Raw genomic sequence first — 22,106 nt, forward strand, 5'->3', positions numbered from 1 at the left:
CGGGCTCATGCCCAGCCGGCATCCACCGCCAACTCCTGGCCGGTAATCGCCTGGCTTTCAGAACTGGCTAAAAACAGCACGGCGGGGGCGATATGCTGGGCTTCAAGACGCATTTTTAGGCACTGGCGTTGTTGAATGGCGACTTCATCCTCAGGGCTAATCCACTTTTCGAGCTGGCGTTCGGTTATCACCGAACCGGGCACCAAGGTATTAACGCGGATATTGTGCTCACCCAGCTCCCGGGCTAGGCTGCGGGTCAGGCCGTGCGCCGCCGCTTTGGCGGTGACATAAGCGGGTAATCCACCCAGCGCCATCTGCACGCTGACCGAGCCAAAATTAATAATCGAGCCACCGCCCGCCTCAATCATCTGTTCAGCTGCCGCCTGGGCGGCAAAAAACATCGGCCGCAGGTTGAGCGACATTCGCTCATCCCAATAGGCCACATCCACCTCCCGCCAGTCGTGGCGGTCGTCGCTGGCGGCATTGTTGACCAGCGTATGAATAGGCCCGACGTTTTGGCCGGTCTCGGCAATAACCCGCTGCAGGCTAGCCACGTCGCGAATATCGCAGTGGTAATACAACGGCGCCTCGCCGGTATCGGCGCGGAGCTCATCGACCAGCGCCTCACTGGCGGCGTCGTTAATATCGACAAACACCACCCGTGCGCCCTGATGATGAAAGGCACGGGTAAGCGCGGCGCCGATGCCGCTGCCACCGCCGGTAATAAAGACCACACGCTGTTCAAGGCTTACATAGCGCGCTGAGTGCTGATTCATAGGGTTTCTCACCTCTCTCTTTTGCGTGTTTTAGCGTGCTCTAGACATCCACCCACCGCCCGCCGGCAGCGGACGAAGCCAGCGCGCGGGTGATAAAGCTCAGGCCGTCAACGCCGTCGGCCACACCCGGCGTGGGCGCGGCCAGCGCTTCAAGGCTGCCACCGTGTTGGCGGGCGTGAATTTGCACCGCGAAATCGCGATAAAGCTGTGCAAAGGCCTCGAGATAACCTTCCGGATGCCCCGCGGGAATGCGCGCTGCTGCCATCGCAGCTGTACCTAAACCTGGGCCATTGCGAGTTAAGATGCGCGTGGGCTCTCCTATCGGTGAGTGCAGTAACTGGTTGGGGGTTTCCTGGCGCCAAGTAAGGCCACCAAGGCTTCCATAAACGCGAAGCTGTAGACCGTTTTCGTTACCCGGCGCGACCTGACTCGACCACAGCATGCCGCGGGCACCGCCCTTAAAGCGCAGCAGCATATGCACGTTGTCATCCAGCGCACGGCCTTCCACAAAGGTGTGCATATCGGCGGCGAGTGATTCCAGTTGCAACCCCGTGACATAACGCGCCAAGTGGTAGGCGTGAGTGCCGATATCGCCCAAACAGCCCGCCGGGCCGCTGCGTTTGGGGTCGGTGCGCCACTCGGCTTGCTTGACGCCGCTCTCTTCCAGGCGGGTGGAGAGCCAATCTTGCGGGTACTCCACCTGAACGACGCGAAGCTCGCCCAGCTCACCGCTGGCGACCATCTCTCGCGCCTGGCGTACCAGCGAGTAGCCGGAGTAGTTATGGGTCAAGCCGAAGAACAATCCCGTCCGTTCCACCAGCTCGGCAAGGGTTTGCGCCTCTTCCAGGGTGATCGTCATCGGCTTATCGCAGATCACATGAAAGCCCGCTTCAAGAAAGGTGCGCGCTACGTCGAAGTGCACATGGTTGGGGGTCACAATGGCGACCACGTCGATACCATCCGAGCGCTTGCGCTCCGCTTCGGCCATGGCTTGGTAGTCGGGGTAGGCGCGATCATCGGCGACGTGTAGTTCCGCCGCGGCGTCTCGGCTGCGCTCGGGGTCAGAAGCAAAGGCCCCGGCCACTAGCTCGTAGTGGTCATCCAGCCGGGCGGCGATGCGGTGCACGCCGCCAATAAAAGCGCCCTGGCCGCCGCCCACCATGCCCAACCGCAGCCGACGCGGCGTGTCTTGTTGATTGCTCATATCGCTTTGTCCTGTCGTCTAGTGGAGGCCCAAATCGCTAAAGACCTAAGATGCGCCGATTGGCTGCCTCATCAGAGCCACCGTCGGCGAAGTCGTCGAATGCCCGTTCGGTGACTTCAATAATGTGGTCACGAATAAAGGTCGCGCCTTCACGGGCACCAACTTCCGGGTGCTTCAGGCAGCACTCCCACTCCAACACCGCCCAGCCGTGGTAGTCGTTGGCCGCCATCCACGAGAAGATCGACTTAAAGTCGATTTGGCCATCGCCCAGGGAGCGGAAGCGGCCAGCACGCTCTGTCCATGACTGATAGCCGGAATAAACGCCCTGCTTGGGGCTGGGGTTAAACTCGGCGTCCTTAACGTGGAACATCTGAATATGCTCGCGGTACACATCCAGAAAGCCGCGGTAGTCGAGCTGCTGCAGAATCAGGTGGCTGGGGTCGTAAAGAATGTGGCAGCGCGGGTGGTTGCCGACCCGCTCAAGGAACATCTCGAAGGTGATGCCGTCGTGGAGGTCTTCGCCGGGGTGGATTTCGTAGCAGAGATTTACCCCGGCTTCGTCAAAAGCATCCAGAATCGGGCGCCAGCGTTTGGCCAGCTCGTCAAACGCAGTGTCGATCAAGCCCGCAGGGCGCTGGGGCCAAGGGTAGATAAACGGCCACGCCAGGGATCCGGAAAAAGTGCCGTGGTCAGTTAGGCCAAGATTTTGCGATGCCTTGGCAGCCAACATTAGCTGCTCAACGGCCCACGCTTGGCGTGCTTTGGGATTACCGCGCACCTCCGGTGCTGCAAAGCCATCAAACATCTCGTCATAAGCTGGGTGCACGGCGACCAGTTGGCCCTGCAAGTGGGTAGAAAGCTCGGTGAGCGTTAAGCCGTGCTCGGCCAGGATGCCTTTGATCTCATCGCAGTAGGTGCGGCTCTCGGCGGCGCGTCTTAGATCGATCATGCGCGCATCCCAACTGGGAATCTGCACGCCCTGATAGCCTAGCCCCGCCGCCCAGGCGGCAATGCTTTCAAGCGTGTTAAACGGGGCTTCATCACCGGCAAATTGGGCGAGAAAGAGCGCTGGCCCTTTGATTGTTTTCATAGGACTCTCTCAATAAAGCGTTGATTAATTGCGTAGATAAGCGCGGGTGGGAGGAATGCTTTTTACCCGCGCCTATCTATCAGTACGCGCTATCAGTACGCGATCAGACCGTGTTTAGAACGGAGAGTCGGGGAAGTAGTACTGCTCGGCGTTCTCTTGGGTGATCAGCGGCGAGCCCAGAATGTACTCACCCAACACAGGGCCGTTGGAGACGAAGTGTTGCACGGTAAGATCCATCGCCGTGGCGATCATGGCGGGCGGATAAAGCACGTCTACCGGCACCAGCTCATCGCCGTCCATGACCCGCTTGATGATGTCCTTCATACCCGCGCCGCCGACGATAAACAGCTCATCTTCGCGATCCGCCTGGCGCACCGCTTCGATGACGCCCAGGGCGATATCGTCATCCTGGGCCCAGACGGCGTCGATATTGTCGAAGCGCGACAGGTAGTCCTGCATCACTTCAAAGCCATCATCGCGATTCCAGTTGGCGTGCTGCATATCGAGGATGTTGACCTCGGAGCCTTCAATCGCCTCTTGGAAGCCTTGCACCCGCTCATCATCGATCACCGTGGGAATACCGCGCAGCACCACAATGTCGCCTTCATCATCAAGGCGCTCGCGGATGTACTCGCCGGAAACGCGGCCTAGTTCATGGTTATTCCCCGCTACATAGAGATCCTGGATCCCCTCTTCCGTCAGTCCTCGATCTACCACGGTGACGAACACCCCGGACTCTTTAACCCGGCGCACCGGATCGGTCAGCGGGCCAGATTCAAACGGCAGCACCACCAGCGCGTCGATGTTGCGTAGCGATACCAGGTCTTCCAGATCATTGGCCTGCTCACCTGCTGTGCCCGCGGTTGAGATGGTGATCTCTATATCGGGATAGAGCGCCTCAAGGCGTTTTTTGGCTTCTTCGGCGTGGTAGTTAACGCCCCCCGTCCAACCATGGGTGGCGGCGGGAATGGAGACACCGATGGTGTACTCCTGGGCAACGGCGGCGCCGGAGAGCCCTATTGCTGAAGTGAGTGCTGCAGTAGTGACGCAGGCCTTCACTGCTGTCTTGATGGTTCGCATAGTGATGCTCCTTTCGTGTTTGTAATTGTTTTGCTGTTTTTACTTGCTGTGTTGCGAGCTGCTAAGGGTTGATGTTGCGAACGTTTTTTTGGTTTTTACATTCGTTTCAGTGCCTTAAGGCGCTGCTTTTCTCCACGAGGCACGCTGCAGGTAGACCGCCACAATGATGATGATCCCCTGCACCGTACCGTTGAGATAATTAGAGATGGCGTCGGTCAAATTGAGAATATTGCCGATCATGGTGAGCATAATGGCGCCCACCACAGTGCCCCAGATGCGACCATGGCCGCCCTTAAGCATGGTGCCGCCGATGATCACCGCGGCAATTGCCTCCAGCTCCCAGAGCACCCCGGTAGCCCCTGAAGCAGAGCCCAGCCGAGGCACATAGATAATCGTCGCCAAAGCCACGCACACGCCTTGCAGCATGTAGGTCATGGTCTTGATACGATCCACATGAATGGCGCTGTATTCGGCGACTTGTTCATTGGAGCCGATGGCAAAGCAGTAGCGCCCAAAGCGCGTGTAGTTGAGCAGGATGTAGCCAATAATGGCGACAAACAGAAATACCCACACCGGAATGGTGATGCCCAGGAAGCTGCCGTAATACACCGGGCGATAGATATCGCGCACCGCCCAGTCCAGTGTCAGGGTGCCGCCATCGGCGAGATAAGTGACCAACGAGCGGTAAATTCCCATAGTGCCAAGGGTGACGATAAAGGCTTCGATCTTGCCTTTGGTGGTCACCATGCCGTTGATAAAGCCGGCGCACAGCCCCAGCAGCAGCGAGGCACCGACACCCAGTAGCACGGTGGTGACACCGGCACCGAACTGCTCGACCAGGCTGTTCATCAGAATAATCATCACCCCGGCAATAAAGGCCGCCATTGCCCCTACCGAAAGATCCAACCCGCCGGCGGTAATTACAAAGGTAGCGCCAATAGCAATAATGCCGATAAAGGCACTGCGGGTAAGCATGTTGGAGAGATTATCCAGCCCTAGAAAAGCCGGATTAATCAGCACACCCAGCAGCGCTAACACCACCAACGCTACAAAAGGCCCCCAGGTTTTCAGGTCTATGGCGAAGCCTTTTTGCTTGATCATTTTGTTAGCCGCTTTATTAGTCGTTTTGTTATTAGCCATGACGCTGCTCATCGACCTCTACTCCCTTAATGCCGGATGCGTACTGCATAATTTCTTGTTCATTAATATCCTCACCTTCAAGCACCCCGGTAAGTACGCCTGCGCACATTACCGCCACGCGGTGAGAAAGCCCGATCAACTCGCCCATCTCAGAAGAGATCAAGATGACCGAGCAGCCTGCTTCGGTTAATTCATGGATAAAGTGGTAGATCTGGTGCTTGGTACCCACATCAATGCCCCGGGTCGGCTCGTTGATAATCACGACTTCGGGGTCGATGGACATTACCTTGGCGAGCAACAGCTTCTGCTGGTTGCCCCCGGAGAGCTCCGCGGCAGTGCGCGCGGCCGTTCGCAGGCGGATATCAAAGCGCTGGATGGCCTGCTGGAAGGCTTGCTCCTCGCGGCGGCGGTCGATCAAAGGGTGACAGTGAGCGCGCAAATTGAGCAGCGTAACGTTGGAACGCAAATCCATATTGAGCACCAGGCCTTTGCCTTTACGATCCTCAGTCAAATAGGCAATCCGCTGATGCACCGCATCACGCAGGTGGCGCAGCACCACCGGCTGGCCGTTGCGCAGCACTTGGCCTGCACTTTTGCCGCGTAGGCCCAGCACCGCTTCGATCAGCGCAGTGCGTCCGGCGCCCACAATGCCGCCAAATCCCAACACTTCGCCCCGCCGTAGGGTAAAGCTGGCCTGCTTCACGGCACCGGGCACTACGAAGTCCCGCGCTTCCAGTACCGCCGGCGCATCCTCCGCCAGCTGTGTACGCGGTGGGTACATTTCAGTGATTTCCCGGCCCACCATCAGCCGCGCCAGCTCCTCTTTGCTGCGCCCGGCCATCGGGCCGCTATCCACCAAGTGGCCGTCGCGCAGTACCGTCACGCGATCAGCGATCTGCTCGATTTCACGCAGCTTATGGGAGATATACAGAATCGCCACGCCTCGCTCACGCAGGCGAGCGATAAGCGCGAACAGCACTGTCACTTCGTTTTCGGTCAGGGTGGCGGTGGGCTCATCCATAATCAGCACACGCACATCGCGGGTGATGGCCTTGGCGATCTCGACCATTTGTTGATCAGAGGTGCTTAAGTCTTTCACTCTAGCGCGTGGGTCAACGTCAGTTTCAAGCTCTGCCAGCGCCGCCCGGCTATGTTCGCGCATGGCACGCCGATCCAGAAACAGCCCACGGCGCAGTTCGCGGCCCAAGAAGATGTTCTCCTCCACGCTGAGCTGTTCCGCCAGCGCCAGTTCCTGGTGGATCATGACCACGCCGTCGGCCTCTGCTTCTCCGCTGGAGCGGTATTGCTTATTTTGGCCGTCTACTAAGACGTCGCCCGAAGTAGGACGAAGATACCCAGCAAGGATTTTGACCAGGGTCGATTTACCGGCGCCGTTCTCGCCTAGCAGAGCGTGTACCTCCCCCGCCTGCAGGTCGAGATCAACGTCAAATAACACTTGGTTTTCGCCAAACGAGCGGCACAGTTTGCGCGCTGATAACAGCATGGGGCCACCTGATAATGTCTGTTGTTATTGTGTTGGAGGCTTATCAACATCGATTGCTTTAGCGTGATGCTTTATTTACTTTAGGTGCTAAAATAAATATCTGCATATGCAACTTAGGTCGTATTTTGACAATCGCACTAACGCCCCACGATGAGGGCGCTAGCTAGATAGTTTGAATCACTGCAATTTTCTCCACCAACCCTAACGGCGACCCTATGGCCCTTCCGTCGACTGATACCAGCCGCCTCGACAATACCTTGGCGGTGATCCGCACCCTGCGTGACCAAGGGCCGGTTGCTCGCATCGATCTAGGCACACTCAACGGCATTAGCTCTGCCACCGTCACCTCGATCAGCGCAGAGCTACTCCAGCAGGGTTTGATCAGTGAACGACCACCCGAAGCGCCCCGCCCTACCGGACGGGGTCGACCAAAAACCTTGATCGAACTCGACCCGAATGCCGCTTGCGTAGTGTGTATCAAGCTGTCGATCAATGAGATCCAGCTGGTGGTGGGTGATTTTTCAGGTCAAGTACGCCATAGCGAGCACCACGCAGTGACCACCTTGGCGTTGAGCGCCGACGACTTGGAAGCACTGCTTGAAGAAAAGATCAGCGCTGTCTGCGCACTGCAGCTAAAGGGTTTTCAACGCTTGGCGGGAATCTGTTTGGCGGTGCAGGGCGTGGTGTCGTCGCAAAGCGGTACGATTATCTGGTCACCCGCTTTAAGCTTTCGTAACGCCCCGATATCGGCGCGTTTAGCAGAACGTTTTCACTGTAGCGTACTGTTAGAAAACGATGCCAACTGCATCGCTAGCGTGCTGGCGGCACAGCCCGATTATGCCGACTGTCCCAACTTGGTGGTCATTATGCTGGGTTACGGTATCGGTATGTCGGTGTTGATTAACGGCGTGCCCTTTCTGGGTGCCAATGGCTCCGCGGCCGAGTTTGGACATAGCAAATATCAGCCCGACGGCGCCCTGTGCGCCTGCGGGCGACGCGGCTGTATCGAAGCCTACGCCAGCGACTACGCACTCTATCGCGCCGCCGCCGACCATTTAGCGCTTCCCCCCGGCGACAGCGCGCACCCCTCCGAACAGCAAATGCAGGCGCTAACCCAGCTGGCGTTACAAGGTGACTCCGTGGCCCAGGAAATCTACGCCGAGGCGGGCCGCGCACTGGGGGTCGGTATCGCCAATGTGCTGGCACTGTTCAACCCTGATCTGGTGTTGATTACCGGTTCCGGCGTGCGCGGCTTTGACGCCATGCAGGCCGCCATGCACAGCACCCTTAACGAAGCCCTGGTGGCCGAGCTGATGGGCACCACGCGCATCGAAAGCTGCGCCTGGGATCGCGACATGACCTGCATGGGCGGCATCGCCATGGCGCTAAATGCCACCGATGGCGAGACGCTGTTAGATAGCCAGGCTAAGTCCGGATCGGCTACTTGCCTGTAGCCAAAAGGTCGATTAGCATGAAAATGTACAAGGGGGTATTTTATGTCTATTCATCAATTGACACAAAAAGTTAAGGCAGCTGGGCAGAACCGCACTCATGAGCAAAGAATGAAATTGCTTAAAGATGCGCACATCCTTGATTCACAAGGGCGTCTTGATAAGCGTTTTTTCAGTCCATCTAAGTCTAAAGGCAACCATACGGCACACGTTAAGACCTAATGTATTCATCAAAACCGACAATTGTCTATGGTTTTCATGGGTTAGATAAAGATATTGCCATCAGTATCCTGAACCAAAAATCTGAATTCAAACACAGTAATAATAAGTATGATTGGCTGGGCAATGGCGTTTACTTTTGGGAAAATAATCTTGAAAGAGCGCATCAGTATGCCCTTCAAGATAGCCAGCGGGCTGCTTCTAATGTTAAAGATCCCTTTGTACTGGGCGCAGTAATTGAGCTCGGCAACTGCCTGGATTTGCTTGACCAAAAATATAATGATTTTCTTAAAGAAGCTTATCAGCAGCTAAAAGATGATTTAGAGGCAGAAGGTACACCACTGCCTGAGAATAGATCGTTTGGAAAAACAGATTTTGATTTTAAAGCCCGTGAGCTTGATTGTGCTGTGATTCGTTATGCATGTGCCTTGGCCAAGGAACAGGGCGAACCCTTTGATTCTGTTAGGGCCGCTTTTATCGAAGGCGATCCACTGTACGATGGTGCAAGATTTTTCTCTGAAAACCATATTCAACTTGCCATCATTAATCCAGATTGTATAAAGGGTATTTTTTTGCCAAGAAAATCTACTCAAGAGATTGAACTCTCTGAAGAAAAACCGAATACTAACCTTTAAACTTATGAATAGCCTCTAAACTCCCTTCTCACCATACCCCCCCTCCTTGCAAACACTCAACGGGCATAACAATCGTCAGTCGTGATAGACCACGCTGCGCCCACCATCAATCGTTAAGCAGCTTGCGTTGATAAAGGGCGCTTCATCTGAGGCTAGAAAGACCGCCGTCATGGCCACTTCCTCGGGTTTCCCTAACCGCCCTGGAGGCAGCAGTGCTTCGATGCGGGCTTTCGCTGCGACAGGATTGTCGAAAGTTTGCCAATGCGCTTCTACCGCCGGGGTGGCGATATAGCCCGGCGCAATGGCATTGACCCGCACGCCGCGGGAGGCATATTCGATACCGAGTGCTCGGGTCAAACCGATCAAGCCGTGCTTGGCGACCGGGTAGGGAAAACAGCCGGGAATAATCGAGAAGCTATGGGTGGAGGCAATATTAATAATGGCGCCTCCGCCCTGCTTCAGCATATCGGGCAGCACCGCCCGGCTACAGTGCCAGGCGCCTTCCAAATCCACCGATAAGCAGCGCTGCCAGGCCTCGTCCGGCATGGCAAGTGGCTCATGGAAAACATTCATTCCTGCGTTATTGACTAGGGTGGTTAAGGGGCCGAAGAGCTTGCGAGCCTGCGCCACGGCGGCTTCCACCGCCGTACGTTCGGCAATATCGGCGACCAGCCTCTGCACATGGTGACCTTCACCACGCAACTGGGCTGCCAGCCGTTCGACGCTATCGCCCTCCCTATCCAGCAAGGCAACCTTGGCACCTTCGCGGACACAGGCTTCGGCAACGGCACGGCCAATGCCGGTGGCGGCCCCGGTCACTAGAATATGCTTGTCGGCCAGTCTGGCGGCCATCGCGACTCCTTTACAGTTAATCAGTGCGAATGACGCGGCACGTCAGACCCGCGGCAACCCACCAGAAAGTCGAAGTCGCAGCCTTCGTCGGCTTGGAGTACTCGCTCGATGTACAACTGACGGTAGCCGCCCTGGCTGGCGATCAGCGTTGAGGCGGCGGTGGGGTCGCTCTCAGCCAGTCGCGAAGCCAGCTCTTCATCGCTGATTTCCAAATGCAGTCGGCCGCTTTCGCAGTCAAGTTCAATCCAGTCACCGTTACGCACCGCGGCCAGTGGGCCACCGGCGGCGGCTTCCGGGGCAACGTGCAGCACCACGGTGCCGTAGGCAGTGCCGCTCATGCGGGCATCAGAAATACGTACCATATCGGTGATGCCCTGGGCGAGGATCTTGGGCGGCAAGCCCATATTGCCCACTTCCGCCATACCGTGATAGCCGCGTGGACCGCAGTGCTTCATCACCAGAATATCGTTGGCTTCCACGTCCAGGTCAGGGTCATTGATGCGCGCCTTGTAGTCGTCGAAGTCTTCAAACACCACTGCACGGCCGCGGTGCTGCATCAGTTCCGCCGTCGCTGCTGAGGGTTTGAGCACCGCGCCGTTGGGCGCCAGGTTACCGCGCACCACGCATATGCCGCCATCCGTGGTGAGCGGATTATCCAGCGGCCGGATCACTTCGTCGTTATACAACGGGGCGTCTTGGACGTTTTCCCAGAGGGTTTTGCCGTTGACGGTTAAGGCATCCTTGAACGGCAGCCGGTCGGCCTCGCCCAGGCGCCTGAGCACTGCAGGTAGCCCACCGGCGTAGTAGAACTCTTCCATCAGAAACCGCCCCGAAGGCTGCAAATCCACCACCGTGGGGGTACCGCGCCCTACCCGACTCCAGTCGTCCAGGGTCAGATCGACACCGATCCGCCCGGCAATGGCCTTGAGGTGGATCACCGCGTTGGTGGAGCCACCGATGGCGGCGTTGGTACGAATGGCGTTATCGAAGGCTTGCTTGGTGAGTATTTTAGATAGCCGCAGATCTTCGTTGACCATCTCGACAATCCGATTGCCGGAGAGGTGCGCCAGCACGTAGCGGCGAGAATCGACCGCCGGAATCGCTGCATTGTGCGGCAGCGAGGTGCCCAGCGACTCGGCCATGCAGGCCATGGTGGAGGCGGTGCCCATGGTGTTGCAGGTACCGGCGGAGCGGGACATGCCCGCTTCGGCGGCCATAAAGTCGTGCAACGATATCTCACCGGCTTTGACCTGCTCGGAGAGCTTCCACACCACGGTGCCGGAACCAATGTCCTTGCCCTTGTGCTTGCCGTTGAGCATTGGTCCGCCGGTGACCACGATGGTGGGAATATCGCAGCTCGCCGCGCCCATCAAAAGCGCCGGAGTGGTTTTGTCGCAGCCCACCAGCAGCACCACCGCATCGATGGGATTACCACGAATCGCCTCTTCCACGTCCATGCTCGCCAGATTGCGGGTAAACATGGCGGTGGGGCGCAGGTTGGATTCACCGTTGGAGAACACCGGGAACTCTACCGGATAGCCCCCCGCTTCCAGTACGCCCTGCTTCACGTGCTCCGCCAACTTACGAAAATGCGCATTGCAGGGGGTCAGCTCCGACCAGGTATTGCAGATACCGATAATTGGCTTGCCCTGAAACTCATGGTCGGGGATGCCCTGGTTTTTCATCCAACTGCGGTACATAAAACCGTTCTTATCGGCGGTGCCGAACCATTGGGCAGAGCGTAGGGGCGGCTTGCGATCAGACATAGAGGTCTCTCCGGAAAAAATCGGTGAAAAAGTTCATGGTGAAAAAGGCATCGAGATGTAGTGTTAGGCCCGCTGACGGCGAGTGTGTTTCCAGCGGTCAAACATCACTGCTAGCAGTAGAATCGCGCCGCGCACCAGGTATTGGTAAAAGGTAGGTACGTTAAGCAGCCCCATAGCGTTCTGCACGCAGCCCATAATCAGCACCCCGACCACCACGCCGGTAATCGTGGCCACGCCGCCGGATAGCGCCACGCCACCCAGTACACAGGCAGAAATTACCGCCAGTTCCAGGCCCATGGAGGTATTGGGGTCGCCCAGCCCCATGCGCGACGCCAGCAGTACACCCACGACACCTGCCACTACGCCCTGGAGGCCAAAAACAATAATCTTGAGGCGACGGACATTAACCCCGGCCAGTGCGGCGGCTTCCGAGTTACCGCCGGTAGCCAAAACGTTGCGCCCAAAGGCAGTCATATTGAGTATCACGCCAAAGATCACGAAACAGGCCAGCATCGTCCATACTGGCAGGGTTAGGCCGAGGAAGGAGGCGCTGCCCAGGTCAAAGAAGCCCGGCACGGTAATCATCACCGCGTCGCCGCCGGAGGTGATATAGGCCAGACCGCGCACAAACTCCATCGCGGCCAGGGTGGCAATCAGCGAGTTAATACCGAATTTGGCAATCACCAGGCCGTTAAAGGCACCCACCGCGCCCCCGGCGACAATGCCTCCAATCACGCCGATAAACACGCTACCGGTACTGGAGGTCACCACCGCTGCGACCACCCCCGCGAAGGCCACCGTGGAGGCCACCGAAAGATCCACCTCCCCCAGAGCCAGTACCAGCATCATGGTGGTGGCCAAACTACCGATCAGGGTAATCGAAAGCAGTAGCCCGACCATATTGCGGCCGGTCAGAAAATCGGGGATGAGGACGGCTAATGCCACAAACAGCAGCAAGAAAATCGCGATCAGTCCCGAGGTATCCAGCAGCGTGCGCAGCGGTTTGATCAGCCCCTGGCGCCCCGCTGGGCGGGCAGGTGTCGTCTCACCTTGGGTTGCGTTGTTAGTTGTCATGGTGTTTGTCCTGAGCTTCTTCTTTTAAGAGCCAATAGCGTGTAAAAAACTGACTTAGGCAGGTAGCGCCAGCCCCAGTAGACGTTCCGGCGTGGCCGACTCCCGCGGCAGCACCTCCACCAGCTCACCGTCGCGCATCACGGCGATGCGGTCACAGATGGAGCTGACTTCCGCCAGGTCGCTGGAGATCACCACCACGCTTTTGCCCTGTTCGGCCAGGTCGTAGAGCAGCGAGTAAATATCTCGCCGTGCGCCTACGTCGATCCCTCGGGTCGGCTCGTCCATCACGAACAGGTCAATCTCTTCGGCGAGCCAGCGGGCCAGAATCACCTTTTGCTGGTTACCCCCTGAGAGTTTGCCTATGGGCGTTCGTGGGCCGGGTGTTTTAACGCTGAGTTGCTGGATATAGGCTTCGGCATTGCGCCGTTCGCGACCGGGGTGGCGGAAAACGCCCCAACGTTTAAAAAAGCGCCGACAGCTGATATTGAGATTGTCGGCCACGCTGGCCACCGGAAAAATCCCCTGAGACTTACGATCCTCCGGGCACATGGCAATCCCGGCGCGGATCGCCTCGCCGGGGCTTTTAAAGCGTCGTGACTCACCGTTAAAGGTTACGCTGCCGGCTTTAGGGGACTCGACCCCACACACTAGTCGCAGCAGCTCGCTACGCCCGGCGCCCACCAAACCAAACAGTCCGAACACCTCACCGCGCTTAACGGAGAAACTTACCGGGGCTTTTAAACCACGCCCCTGAATTCCCTCCACGTTCAAGACCACGTCACCCTGTTCACGCGCCCGGTAGCCGTAAACATCGTCGATGTCTCGACCGACCATTTCGCTCACCAGCAGGTCGTGATTGAGCGCCGACATATCCTCGTGGGTACGGATGTGCTTGCCATCGCGGAAGATGGTGACCGCATCACACATCTCGAACACCTCTTCCATGCGGTGAGTCACGTAGAGCACCACCCGGCCTTCATCGCGCAGCCGTTGGACGATACGCTTAAGCTGGCGAATTTCCTGAATCGAGAGGCTGCTGGTGGGTTCGTCAAAAGCGATCACCTTGGCGTCGCGCAGCAGTGCGCGGCCAATCTCAATCATCTGCTGCTGGCCGATGGAGAGCTCGCGCACCTTGGTCGAGGGGTGAATCTCCCCCTCGCCAAGATCAGCCAGAATCGCCAGGGCTTTTTGTTTTAACTCGCGGCGGTTAACAAACCCCTGCCGTGTGGGCAGTTGGCCCAGCAGCAGATTCTCGGCCACCGACATATTGGGCGAGAGCGTCAACTCCTGGTAGATAATCGCGATGCCTTCCCGCAGCGCCTCCCGGGCGTTGCTGAATACGTGGCGCTGGCCATCGATCCATAGCGCGCCTTCGGCTGCCCGGTTAACGCCACTGAGCACCTTGAGCAGGGTGGATTTACCCGCGCCGTTCTCACCCATTAGCGCATGCACTTGACCGGCGTGGGCGGCAAAGCTCACCCCATCCAGCGCGCGCACCCCGGGGAACACCACGCTAATCCCGTCGAACCGTAAATAAGCATCAGACATGCATGAATACTCCACAGATGGCCTGTAACAGCGAGCCCGTTACAGGCCTCTTTCATTGCCAACCAAGCGCTTTATAGACCGAGCGCTGCGCGCACTTCTTCCCAGTTGTCGCGCGTCATTAACGTGCCGGAGGTTTCAGTGTTGGCCTGGGGCTCTTGATCCTCGCTAATCCAGCGGTAGAGGTCTTCGGCGGTCTGGCGGCCGTGCATGGTGGAACTGACCGCTACCGTGCCGTGAAAGCCAGTGGGGTTATCCCGGGAAAACTCGGCAAAGGCGGCGCCGGAGCCATTGATACCCACGCCGATCACATCTTCCGGCGCTAAGCCATATTGCTCGGTCGCCCTAACACCGCCGAGCACGCTCTCTTCGTTAAGGGCATAGATCACCCAGTGCTCATAATCGCCACGCTGGGAAAGCACTGGCGATGCGGCTGAGAAAGCCCCGCTGGTGTCGGTACTCTGCTGGGGCGCATCAAAAATATTGTCTTCCGGGAAGCCTGCAGCTAACAGCGCCTCGGTAGCGCCATCGGTACGCTCAACGGCGGTAGGTAGTTCGTTATTGGTAATGCGCAGCGCAGCAACCTCATCGGGGTTCCAGCCCCGCGCTTCCATTTCGGCGTTAATGGCTTCGCCCACCTGACGCCCAATTTTGGTGCCCGACATTCCCAGATGCGGCACGCCCTCCATGGGCTCACCGCTGGAGGTCACAAACTGATCATCGACGGTGATCACTTTCATGTCGTACTGCTCGGCGCGGTTCATGATGGCTGCCCCCAGCCGTACATCCGGCGGACAGATTACAAACCCTTGAGCGCCTTGTGAGTAAAGGTTATCAATCGCGCTGAGTACTTCCTGACCATCCTCACCGCCAAGGCGCACCACTTCGAAGCCAAGCTCTTCGCCTGCTGCGGTGGCCGCTTCCTGTTCATTGATAAACCAGGCCTGCTCCGGTTTTTTAACGATGAAGCCGATTTTTACCTCGTCCTCCTGGGCATGGACGGATCCCAGTGAAGCCATCATGATGGCGCTGCCAAGGGCTAAACGAGTGAATGTCTTAGTCAATTTCATTGTTGTGCTCCTGCGATTTTTAGCGTTGTTTTTATTGAGATTTCGATCTTTTTATTCGCATCCCATGGTGGATTATGAATCAAAATTCTGTTGCGCCGAAAAGCGGTATACCGTACGCGAGCGGTAAGTATCGCCTGGCTCTAGGATCGTGCTGGGAAACGCCTCCTGATTAGGAGAATCGGGGTAGTGCTGGGTTTCCAACGCAAAGCCAGAACGGTGTCCGTAAGCCTGCCCCTGCTTACCGGTCAGGTCGCCGTTAAGAAAGTTGCCGGAATAGAACTGGATCGCGGGTTCGGTGGTGGTGATTTCCACCATGCGTCCGCTCTGCGGCTCCCACGCCTTGGCAGCCAGCACCAGTTCATCCGCTGCCGCGTTATCGCGGGCAAGCACAAAGTTGTGGTCATAACCGCCGCCGAAGGCGAGCTGCTCATTGTCTTGCTCAATGCGTTCGCCGATGGGAATCGCCTGGGTAAAGTCGAACGGCGTGCCGTCTACCGAGCGAATCTCGCCAGTGGGAATCAGGCTGTCGTTAACCGGGGTAAATTCAGGGGCGTTGATCATCAACTGATGATCAAGAATGGTGTCGCTGCCTTCACCTTTTAAGTTGAAGTAGCTGTGCTGGGTGAGGTTAATCGGGGTGGCTTTGTCGGTCACCGCTCGATAATCCACCATCAGTTCGTCATTATCGGTCAGCGTATAGGTGACTTCAGTCTCCAGCCTGCCAGGGTAGCCCTCTTCGCCATCTTCGCTGGTATAGCGCAACACCAATCCAGTGCCCGCTTCGTTTTCAAAGGGTTCGGCTTGCCACAGCACTTTGTCGAAGCCCTGATCGCCGCCATGCAGATGATTGCTGCCATCGTTGGTAGCCAACGAGTAACTTTCCCCATCAAGGGGGAATTGGCCACCTGCGATACGATTACCATAACGGCCGATGATGGCACCGAAATAGGGATTTGCCTGACGGTACTCATCGGAAAGGTACGCTTCCAGGGAGTCGAAACCCAGCGCTATATCGTCAAATTTGCCGTTCATATCGGGGGTCTTCAGCGACAGGATGATGCCGCCGTAGTTGGTCACCCGCAGTTCGATACCGTTGGCGTTGGTAAATTGGTAAACATCGACCTGACGACCATCGGGCAAGTGGCCAAACACCGATTTCTCAACGCCGTTTTCGGCGCCATTTCCCGCTGTCGCCTGAGTCTCGCTTTGTGCTTGAGCTGCACTAATCATTAGCAGGGCGATACCGGCGCTTAGCAGCAGCGTTGATCCCGCGCTATGTTTCTGAGCGCCTACCTGAGTATTTATGAGTGGCATGCTTTTCCTCCTGGTGGAGATCGTTGTTGTTATTGGAACGCCTATTCAGTCACTACAGTAGCCACGTCTTTCATAACCAACCAATATACAAACACCTTATTATCGATATACTTCTAAGTATCAATAACAACTCAGGGCTTATTCTATGGGCGTTCTCGGCGAGAACTGGTTTTTAGACGTGCGACTAAAGTTGCGCCATTTTCAGCTATTTTTAGCCCTGGATGAGCAGCGCAACCTGCATCGCGCTGCGACCCAGCTCAATATGAGCCAGCCCGCCGCCTCAAAACTACTCAGCGACCTGGAAGCCAACCTGGGTATTCGCCTGTTTGATCGCCACCCCCGAGGGCTAACGCCTAACTGGTACGGCGAGATTATGATTCGTCACGCCCACAGCATGCTTTCAGCGCTACGTCATACCGGTGAGGAGTTGAACGCCCTCGGCGAAGGCAATGCGGGCACGGTAGCGGTCGGTACGGTAATGGCCCCGGCGGTCACGTTGCTTACCAGCGCGATTGAGCGGGTGCACCGCGACCGACCGGGGCTAAAGATCAGCGTGGATGTGGATGTCAGCAAGGTGTTGGTACCGCGCCTGCTCGAAGGTGAGCTGGATTTCGCGATTACCCGTATTCCCGCAGGCGTCGATGCCGAGCGCTTCGTATTTGAGGAAATTGGTGAGGAGGAGCTCTGCTTCGTATGCCGCCAAGGTCATCCGCTAGCCGGTAAACAACCGCTCAGTCTGGCGGATATGGCGGGCTTCCCCTGGTCGCTACAGCCCACCGGCGCGTTGATGCGCCAGCGGGTGGATAGCCTGTTTCTGCACCATCAGGTTGCACCACCGCATCAGATCGTCGATACCGCCGATCTGCTGCTATCGCTGGCGCTGGTGGATAAATCCGACACCATCACGGTGACCACCCGGGAAGCCGCCGACCTGCTCTGCCCACCGCAACGCTTTCACCTGCTGCCCTTCAGCGAGACGCTAAGTGTTCAGCCCTATGGGCTGGTGAGCTTGCGTCATCAACGGCTCTCACCCGGTGCCGCCGCGCTAATGAGCACCCTGCGCGAGATTATTGCCCAGTCCAGTTAGTGCGACTGGCGCGGTACATCAGCCCCCTACAACCGACCAGAAAGTCAAAGTCGCAGCCTTCGTCCGCTTGGGCAAGACACTAAAACTCCTCGCCAATCTAGTCGACCATACAAAAGTATATGTTGAACAATTGTTTTTAATGTTCAACATTACCCTCCCGCATGGGTCATTGCCCGTTGCACTTCAGCGTTAACCACACGCTTTCAAAAACAAGAATCTTGAGGAATAGTGCCATGCTCAAATCCAAATACAGCTTGCTACTCACTGGCTCAGCCCTGCTGCTAGGGCTTTCGACGGCTCAAGCGGCCGAGTACGAATGGAAATTTCAGGCGTCAGAAACCTCGGGCGAGCCCAGTTTCAAGATCAAGCAGGAGTGGGCCGAGAGAATCACGGCGATGACCGATGGTCGCGTCGAGATTGAAGTAATGCCGATTAACTCCGTGGTTGGACCGACCGAAACGTTGACCGCCGTGAGCTCCGGGATTCTGCAGGGTCATATGACCGACCCTAGCTACTTCTCCGGCCAAGATCCCGCTTTCGGGATGCTCGGCAACCTCGTCGGCGCTTGGCAGAACCCCTACGACTTCCTGGAATATATGAAGTACGGCGGCGGTGAAGAGCTCTACAACGAACTGGTCGAGCCCTACGGCGCGCACTTAATCAGCGCAGCGACCTTTCCGCTGGAGTCGGTGCCTTCCACGGTGCCCATCGAATCCATCGCCGATTTTGAAGGGCTAAAGATTCGCGCCCCCCAAGGCATGGTGTACAACATCTTCGAGCGCATTGGTGCCACGCCGGTTAACCTGCCGGGCTCTGAGGTGTATACCGGTCTGGAAAAAGGCGTGATCGACGCTGCTGACTCCACGGTGCTCTCGAATAACGACGCCATGGGCCTACACGCCTTCGCTCCTTACCCGCTCTACCCAGGATTTCACTCCATGCCCATGATCGCCGTATCGATCAATAAGGACATCTGGGATGGCCTGCCCGAAGAGCTACAGACGACGCTAAATACCGCCTTCGACGGCATGGCCTACGACCTGATTGCCCGCCTCAAAGAGCAGGATATCGAGACCCTGCAGCGGCTTCAGGAAGACCCTGACGTTCATCCCTTCGACCTGCCAGCAGAGGAGCGCCGTAAGTTCCGCGCCGCGGCTGAGCAGGAGTGGCAAGAGTGGGCGGGTGAAAATGAGATGACCCAGAAGATCTATGACTCGGCGACCGCCTTTTTGCGCTCGCGCAATCTGCTCTAACTCCTTGTTCTCTGCTCTCAACTCGGCTTCATTAACCTAACCAACGCAGCGCTCGGGAGCCCCCGAGCGATGCGCGTAGAGTCGCGCCATGTCTCAAAAAACACCTGACAATCAATACCGCTCGCCGCCCACCCATGATCTTCCCGAGATCTTAGAAACGGTTGAGGAAGTAGCCCCTGAACGCAATGCCTTAGACCGCTTGATTGCACGGGGCGGTCGTGCCGTTTCCTGGCTGGTGCTGGTGGCAATGGGTATCAGCGTCGTCGAGGTCTTTATGCGCTACGGTTTCAACAACCCCACCTCCTGGGTACACGAAACCGTGGTGTTCCTGATCGCGGTTATCTTTGTGCTGGGCGGCCCAGCGGCCATGGCGCGCAATAGCCATATCCGCGTCAAGGTGCTCTACGACAGCGCCGGGCCAAAGTTAAAGTGCTGGATGGATCGTTTCAATGACCTGCTCACTCTGATTTTCTGCCTGACAATGAGCTATGCCGCCTTTCATATGTTCTGGGGAGCGTCGCATAACCCGCTCGGCGAGTGGTCACTGGAGCGCTCCGGCACCTCCTGGAATCCGCCCTTTCCCGCCATGGTCAAGGGCATGATTCTGTTCGCCCTGGTGTTGATGACCCTGCAAGCCTCGCTGCATTTATGGCAATCGCTTAAGGCGAAGCCCCGCACCGAGGAGGAGCGCTGATGGATATTTCAACCGCAACGATCCTCATGGTAGGGGCAATTTTCGCGCTGCTGGTTACCGGTCTGCCGCTGGCGTTTATCACAGGTTTGGTGGCCATGGCGTTCACCTTCGGCTGGTTCGGTGAGGCGGCACTGCCGCTGGTCACCAGCCGCGTCTATGGGTTTATCACCGAGTATTCGCTGGTGGCGGTACCCATGTTTGTGTTGATGGCATCGCTGCTGGACCGCTCTGGCATTGCCAAGGATTTGTTCAATGCCATGCGCGTTTTCGCTGGCCGCCTGCCCGGTGGCGTGGCGGTGCAGACCATCGTGGTGGCGTTCTTCCTGGCCGCCCTTTCGGGCATTATCGGCGGGGAGATCGTGCTATTGGGGATTCTGGCGCTGCCGCAAATGCTGCGCCTGGGCTATGACAAGCGCCTCTCCATTGGCGTGGTATGCGCCGGGGGCGCCCTGGGCACCATGATGCCGCCGTCCATCGTGCTGATTATCTACGGGCTGATCGCCAGCGTATCGATTGCCGATCTGTTCGCCGCGGCCGTTACCCCAGCCATCATCCTGATGGGCTCCTATATCGCCTATGTGCTGGTACGCTGCCTGAAAAACCCTGCGCTGGGCCCGCCGTTGGATAAAGACACCCAGGACAACCCTTTCGCCAATAAGCTGGACGCGGTCAAAGCGATTCTGCTACCAGGGCTGATTGCCTTTCTCGTGCTGGGCACTATCTACGGCGGTATTGCCTCGGTCACAGAGGCGGCGGCCATGGGCGTATTCGGCGTTCTACTCGCGACCATTGTGCGCGGCGAGTTCACCCCCGGCATGCTGCACCATAGCCTGGGGCAAACCATGAACACCTGCGGCATGATCATCTGGATCGGCATCGGTGCCGCCGCCCTGGTAGGCGTCTACAACCTGATGGGGGGCAACCGCTTTGTGTCGAGCTTGATTCTCGGGCTCGACGTCGCGCCGATTGTGATTATCCTGGTAATGATGGCCATCATGCTGGTACTCGGGCTATTTCTCGACTGGATCGGGATCGCCATGCTGGCCCTGCCGATCTTTCTGCCCATCGTTATTCAGCTGGGTTTCGACCCCATCTGGTTCGGCATTCTGTTCGCCGTGAATATGCAGGTATCGTTCCTGTCGCCGCCCTTCGGGCCCGCTGCTTTCTACCTTAAAAGCGTGGCACCGCCGGATATCAGCCTGAAGGATATCTACCTGTCCGTACTCCCCTTTATGGCCATTCAGCTATGCGTACTCGCGGCGCTATTGATGTGGCCGCAACTGGCCATTTGGCCGCTCTGATAACGACTAAACTGGGCTTCATAAGGAGATCACCATGCGCCTGATTCAATGTGACCACGACGGCCAGGTTCGCGCCGCCCTGGTCGAGAGCGAAGAGCAGGTCAGACTGCTCGACTGCGACACCTACACCCTGGCCAACCGGGCCATTAGCGCCGGTAAGCCACTTAGCGAGATGGTGACGGATGCACTGACCGATACCCGCCTTGATTATCAAGCGCTGGTCGACGCTAAGCGCTTGCTACCGCCGCTAACGCATAGCGACCCGGCCCACTGCCTGGTGACCGGCACCGGCCTTACCCACCTGGGCAGTGCCGATACCCGCTCGGCAATGCACGCCAAAGCCCAGGCCGCGGAGGAGGATATGACCGACTCCATGCGCATGTTCAAGCTGGGCGTGGAGGGCGGCAAACCCGGCGCCGGCCAGCTAGGTGCCCAGCCGGAGTGGTTCTACAAGGGCGATGGCCAGTGCGTGGTAGCGCCGGAAGCAGCGATTCCCTCCCCCGCCTTCGCCGAGGATGCGGGCGAGGAGCCGGAGCTGGCGGGCCTATATGTGATTGGCACCGATGGCCAACCCTGGCGAGTCGGCTATGCTTTGGGTAACGAGTTCTCTGACCACGTCACCGAGCGCTTCAACTACCTGTGGCTGGCCCACTCCAAACTGCGCGCCTGCAGCTTTGGGCCCGAGTTGTTGATCGGCGAACTACCCGCAAATCTTGAAGGCATCAGTCGTATTCAACGCAGTGGCGAAACAGTGTGGGAGAAACCCTTTTTGACCGGCGAGGCCAATATGGCCCATAGCCTGGCTAACCTGGAGTACCACCACTTTAAATACCCGGGCTTCCGCCGACCCGGCGACGTCCATGTGCACTTTTTCGGCACCGCAACACTCAGCTTCGCCGACGGCATTAAGGTCCGCGAAGGCGATCGCTTTGAGATCAAAATCAATCAGTTTGGCCGCGCCCTGCGCAACCCGCTAAGGGTGGAAGCAGACGCACCGGCCATAAGCGTAAAGTCGCTTTAACGTACTCTAACCACCCCAGCAGGAGGAAGT

At 57.6% G+C, this 22,106-nt stretch carries 20 protein-coding genes; 8 read left to right on the forward strand and 12 right to left on the reverse strand.

From position 1 onward, the window contains the following. Nucleotides 1–5 precede the first annotated feature (5 nt). The 6 genes from U738_RS11685 to U738_RS11710 form a co-directional block, all read right to left on the reverse strand. Complete coding sequence (locus U738_RS11685) at nucleotides 6–776, reverse strand: SDR family NAD(P)-dependent oxidoreductase (RefSeq protein ID WP_035580572.1); 771 nt, start codon at nucleotides 774–776, stop codon at nucleotides 6–8. 40 nt (nucleotides 777–816) lie between these two features. Continuing rightward, the gene (locus U738_RS11690; RefSeq protein WP_035580574.1) at nucleotides 817–1,980 is read right to left on the reverse strand and encodes a Gfo/Idh/MocA family protein; all 1,164 of its coding nucleotides are present in this window, start codon (nucleotides 1,978–1,980) and stop codon (nucleotides 817–819) included. A 37-nt stretch (nucleotides 1,981–2,017) separates the two neighbouring features. Continuing rightward, nucleotides 2,018–3,070 carry a sugar phosphate isomerase/epimerase family protein gene (locus U738_RS11695; RefSeq protein ID WP_035580577.1) on the reverse strand — a complete coding sequence of 351 codons (1,053 nt, stop codon included), beginning with the start codon at nucleotides 3,068–3,070 and terminating at the stop codon, nucleotides 2,018–2,020. 114 nt (nucleotides 3,071–3,184) lie between these two features. Next, entirely contained in the window at nucleotides 3,185–4,150 is a 966-nt protein-coding gene (locus U738_RS11700) for an ABC transporter substrate-binding protein (protein WP_035580580.1), read from the reverse strand. A gap of 114 nt (nucleotides 4,151–4,264) precedes the next feature. Further along, nucleotides 4,265–5,290 carry an ABC transporter permease gene (locus tag U738_RS11705; RefSeq protein ID WP_231896807.1) on the reverse strand — a complete coding sequence of 342 codons (1,026 nt, stop codon included), beginning with the start codon at nucleotides 5,288–5,290 and terminating at the stop codon, nucleotides 4,265–4,267. Continuing rightward, on the reverse strand, nucleotides 5,283–6,794 hold the full coding sequence (locus U738_RS11710) for a sugar ABC transporter ATP-binding protein (RefSeq protein ID WP_035580586.1): 1,512 nt from the start codon (nucleotides 6,792–6,794) through the stop codon (nucleotides 5,283–5,285). Before U738_RS11710 ends, U738_RS11705 begins: the two co-directional genes overlap by 8 nt. Before the next feature lie 215 nt (nucleotides 6,795–7,009). On the opposite strand from U738_RS11710, the gene U738_RS11715 reads away from it, so the two are divergent. The 3 genes from U738_RS11715 to U738_RS11720 are packed head-to-tail and all read left to right on the forward strand — an operon-like array spanning nucleotide 7,010 to nucleotide 9,099. Beyond that, the gene (locus U738_RS11715) at nucleotides 7,010–8,248 is read left to right on the forward strand and encodes an ROK family transcriptional regulator (RefSeq protein ID WP_035580589.1); all 1,239 of its coding nucleotides are present in this window, start codon (nucleotides 7,010–7,012) and stop codon (nucleotides 8,246–8,248) included. 42 nt (nucleotides 8,249–8,290) lie between these two features. Beyond that, nucleotides 8,291–8,467, forward strand: a complete 177-nt coding sequence (locus U738_RS23470; RefSeq protein WP_022521938.1) for a hypothetical protein — start codon at nucleotides 8,291–8,293, stop codon at nucleotides 8,465–8,467. Further along, a complete protein-coding gene (locus tag U738_RS11720) occupies nucleotides 8,467–9,099 on the forward strand; it encodes a hypothetical protein (protein ID WP_035580592.1) in 633 nt (210 codons plus the stop codon). Before U738_RS23470 ends, U738_RS11720 begins: the two co-directional genes overlap by 1 nt. 75 nt (nucleotides 9,100–9,174) lie before the next feature. Here U738_RS11720 and U738_RS11725 read toward each other — a convergent pair whose 3' ends face one another. The 6 genes from U738_RS11725 to U738_RS11750 form a co-directional block, all read right to left on the reverse strand. Then, entirely contained in the window at nucleotides 9,175–9,951 is a 777-nt protein-coding gene (locus U738_RS11725) for an SDR family oxidoreductase (protein ID WP_035580595.1), read from the reverse strand. A 20-nt stretch (nucleotides 9,952–9,971) separates the two neighbouring features. Next, nucleotides 9,972–11,717, reverse strand: coding sequence for an IlvD/Edd family dehydratase (locus U738_RS11730; RefSeq protein WP_035580598.1), 1,746 nt, complete (start codon nucleotides 11,715–11,717; stop codon nucleotides 9,972–9,974). Nucleotides 11,718–11,780: 63 nt separating this feature from the next. Beyond that, nucleotides 11,781–12,791 carry an L-arabinose ABC transporter permease AraH gene (araH, locus tag U738_RS11735; RefSeq protein WP_035580601.1) on the reverse strand — a complete coding sequence of 337 codons (1,011 nt, stop codon included), beginning with the start codon at nucleotides 12,789–12,791 and terminating at the stop codon, nucleotides 11,781–11,783. 54 nt (nucleotides 12,792–12,845) lie between these two features. Then, a complete protein-coding gene (gene araG, locus U738_RS11740) occupies nucleotides 12,846–14,339 on the reverse strand; it encodes an L-arabinose ABC transporter ATP-binding protein AraG (protein ID WP_035580603.1) in 1,494 nt (497 codons plus the stop codon). Between the two features lie 71 nt (nucleotides 14,340–14,410). Then, complete coding sequence (locus tag U738_RS11745; RefSeq protein ID WP_035580605.1) at nucleotides 14,411–15,406, reverse strand: arabinose ABC transporter substrate-binding protein; 996 nt, start codon at nucleotides 15,404–15,406, stop codon at nucleotides 14,411–14,413. 72 nt (nucleotides 15,407–15,478) lie between these two features. Continuing rightward, a complete protein-coding gene (locus U738_RS11750) occupies nucleotides 15,479–16,720 on the reverse strand; it encodes an aldose epimerase family protein (protein WP_035580607.1) in 1,242 nt (413 codons plus the stop codon). 145 nt (nucleotides 16,721–16,865) lie between these two features. Here U738_RS11750 and U738_RS11755 point away from each other — a divergent pair, with 145 nt between their 5' ends. The 5 genes from U738_RS11755 (at nucleotide 16,866) to araD1 (ending at nucleotide 22,076) form a co-directional block, all read left to right on the forward strand. Continuing rightward, entirely contained in the window at nucleotides 16,866–17,807 is a 942-nt protein-coding gene (locus U738_RS11755) for a LysR substrate-binding domain-containing protein (protein ID WP_035580609.1), read from the forward strand. 233 nt (nucleotides 17,808–18,040) lie between these two features. Then, complete coding sequence (locus U738_RS11760; RefSeq protein ID WP_035580611.1) at nucleotides 18,041–19,060, forward strand: TRAP transporter substrate-binding protein; 1,020 nt, start codon at nucleotides 18,041–18,043, stop codon at nucleotides 19,058–19,060. 88 nt (nucleotides 19,061–19,148) lie between these two features. Beyond that, nucleotides 19,149–19,754, forward strand: a complete 606-nt coding sequence (locus tag U738_RS11765) for a TRAP transporter small permease subunit (RefSeq protein ID WP_035580613.1) — start codon at nucleotides 19,149–19,151, stop codon at nucleotides 19,752–19,754. Then, the gene (locus tag U738_RS11770) at nucleotides 19,754–21,055 is read left to right on the forward strand and encodes a TRAP transporter large permease (RefSeq protein WP_035580615.1); all 1,302 of its coding nucleotides are present in this window, start codon (nucleotides 19,754–19,756) and stop codon (nucleotides 21,053–21,055) included. The genes U738_RS11765 and U738_RS11770 overlap by 1 nt, the downstream gene beginning before the upstream one ends. A gap of 34 nt (nucleotides 21,056–21,089) precedes the next feature. Continuing rightward, nucleotides 21,090–22,076 (forward strand): AraD1 family protein, encoded by a 987-nt coding sequence (gene araD1 / locus U738_RS11775; RefSeq protein WP_035580617.1) that lies wholly within the window; start codon nucleotides 21,090–21,092, stop codon nucleotides 22,074–22,076. Nucleotides 22,077–22,106 lie beyond the last annotated feature (30 nt).

It is taken from the genome of Halomonas sp. TG39a (assembly GCF_000744395.1).
Classification (GTDB): domain Bacteria; phylum Pseudomonadota; class Gammaproteobacteria; order Pseudomonadales; family Halomonadaceae; genus Vreelandella; species Vreelandella ventosae_B.

What these genes read in the sequence shown, in the direction of transcription:
- U738_RS11685 (WP_035580572.1), bottom strand. Translation starts at nt 776, where the DNA reads ATGAATCAGCACTCAGCGCGCTATGTAAGCCTTGAACAGCGTGTGGTC.
- U738_RS11690 (WP_035580574.1), bottom strand. Translation starts at nt 1,980, where the DNA reads ATGAGCAATCAACAAGACACGCCGCGTCGGCTGCGGTTGGGCATGGTG.
- U738_RS11695 (WP_035580577.1), bottom strand. Translation starts at nt 3,070, where the DNA reads ATGAAAACAATCAAAGGGCCAGCGCTCTTTCTCGCCCAATTTGCCGGT.
- U738_RS11700 (WP_035580580.1), bottom strand. Translation starts at nt 4,150, where the DNA reads ATGCGAACCATCAAGACAGCAGTGAAGGCCTGCGTCACTACTGCAGCA.
- U738_RS11705 (WP_231896807.1), bottom strand. Translation starts at nt 5,290, where the DNA reads ATGGCTAATAACAAAACGACTAATAAAGCGGCTAACAAAATGATCAAG.
- U738_RS11710 (WP_035580586.1), bottom strand. Translation starts at nt 6,794, where the DNA reads ATGCTGTTATCAGCGCGCAAACTGTGCCGCTCGTTTGGCGAAAACCAA.
- U738_RS11715 (WP_035580589.1), top strand. Translation starts at nt 7,010, where the DNA reads ATGGCCCTTCCGTCGACTGATACCAGCCGCCTCGACAATACCTTGGCG.
- U738_RS23470 (WP_022521938.1), top strand. Translation starts at nt 8,291, where the DNA reads ATGTCTATTCATCAATTGACACAAAAAGTTAAGGCAGCTGGGCAGAAC.
- U738_RS11720 (WP_035580592.1), top strand. Translation starts at nt 8,467, where the DNA reads ATGTATTCATCAAAACCGACAATTGTCTATGGTTTTCATGGGTTAGAT.
- U738_RS11725 (WP_035580595.1), bottom strand. Translation starts at nt 9,951, where the DNA reads ATGGCCGCCAGACTGGCCGACAAGCATATTCTAGTGACCGGGGCCGCC.
- U738_RS11730 (WP_035580598.1), bottom strand. Translation starts at nt 11,717, where the DNA reads ATGTCTGATCGCAAGCCGCCCCTACGCTCTGCCCAATGGTTCGGCACC.
- araH (WP_035580601.1), bottom strand. Translation starts at nt 12,791, where the DNA reads ATGACAACTAACAACGCAACCCAAGGTGAGACGACACCTGCCCGCCCA.
- araG (WP_035580603.1), bottom strand. Translation starts at nt 14,339, where the DNA reads ATGTCTGATGCTTATTTACGGTTCGACGGGATTAGCGTGGTGTTCCCC.
- U738_RS11745 (WP_035580605.1), bottom strand. Translation starts at nt 15,406, where the DNA reads ATGAAATTGACTAAGACATTCACTCGTTTAGCCCTTGGCAGCGCCATC.
- U738_RS11750 (WP_035580607.1), bottom strand. Translation starts at nt 16,720, where the DNA reads ATGCCACTCATAAATACTCAGGTAGGCGCTCAGAAACATAGCGCGGGA.
- U738_RS11755 (WP_035580609.1), top strand. Translation starts at nt 16,866, where the DNA reads ATGGGCGTTCTCGGCGAGAACTGGTTTTTAGACGTGCGACTAAAGTTG.
- U738_RS11760 (WP_035580611.1), top strand. Translation starts at nt 18,041, where the DNA reads ATGCTCAAATCCAAATACAGCTTGCTACTCACTGGCTCAGCCCTGCTG.
- U738_RS11765 (WP_035580613.1), top strand. Translation starts at nt 19,149, where the DNA reads ATGTCTCAAAAAACACCTGACAATCAATACCGCTCGCCGCCCACCCAT.
- U738_RS11770 (WP_035580615.1), top strand. Translation starts at nt 19,754, where the DNA reads ATGGATATTTCAACCGCAACGATCCTCATGGTAGGGGCAATTTTCGCG.
- araD1 (WP_035580617.1), top strand. Translation starts at nt 21,090, where the DNA reads ATGCGCCTGATTCAATGTGACCACGACGGCCAGGTTCGCGCCGCCCTG.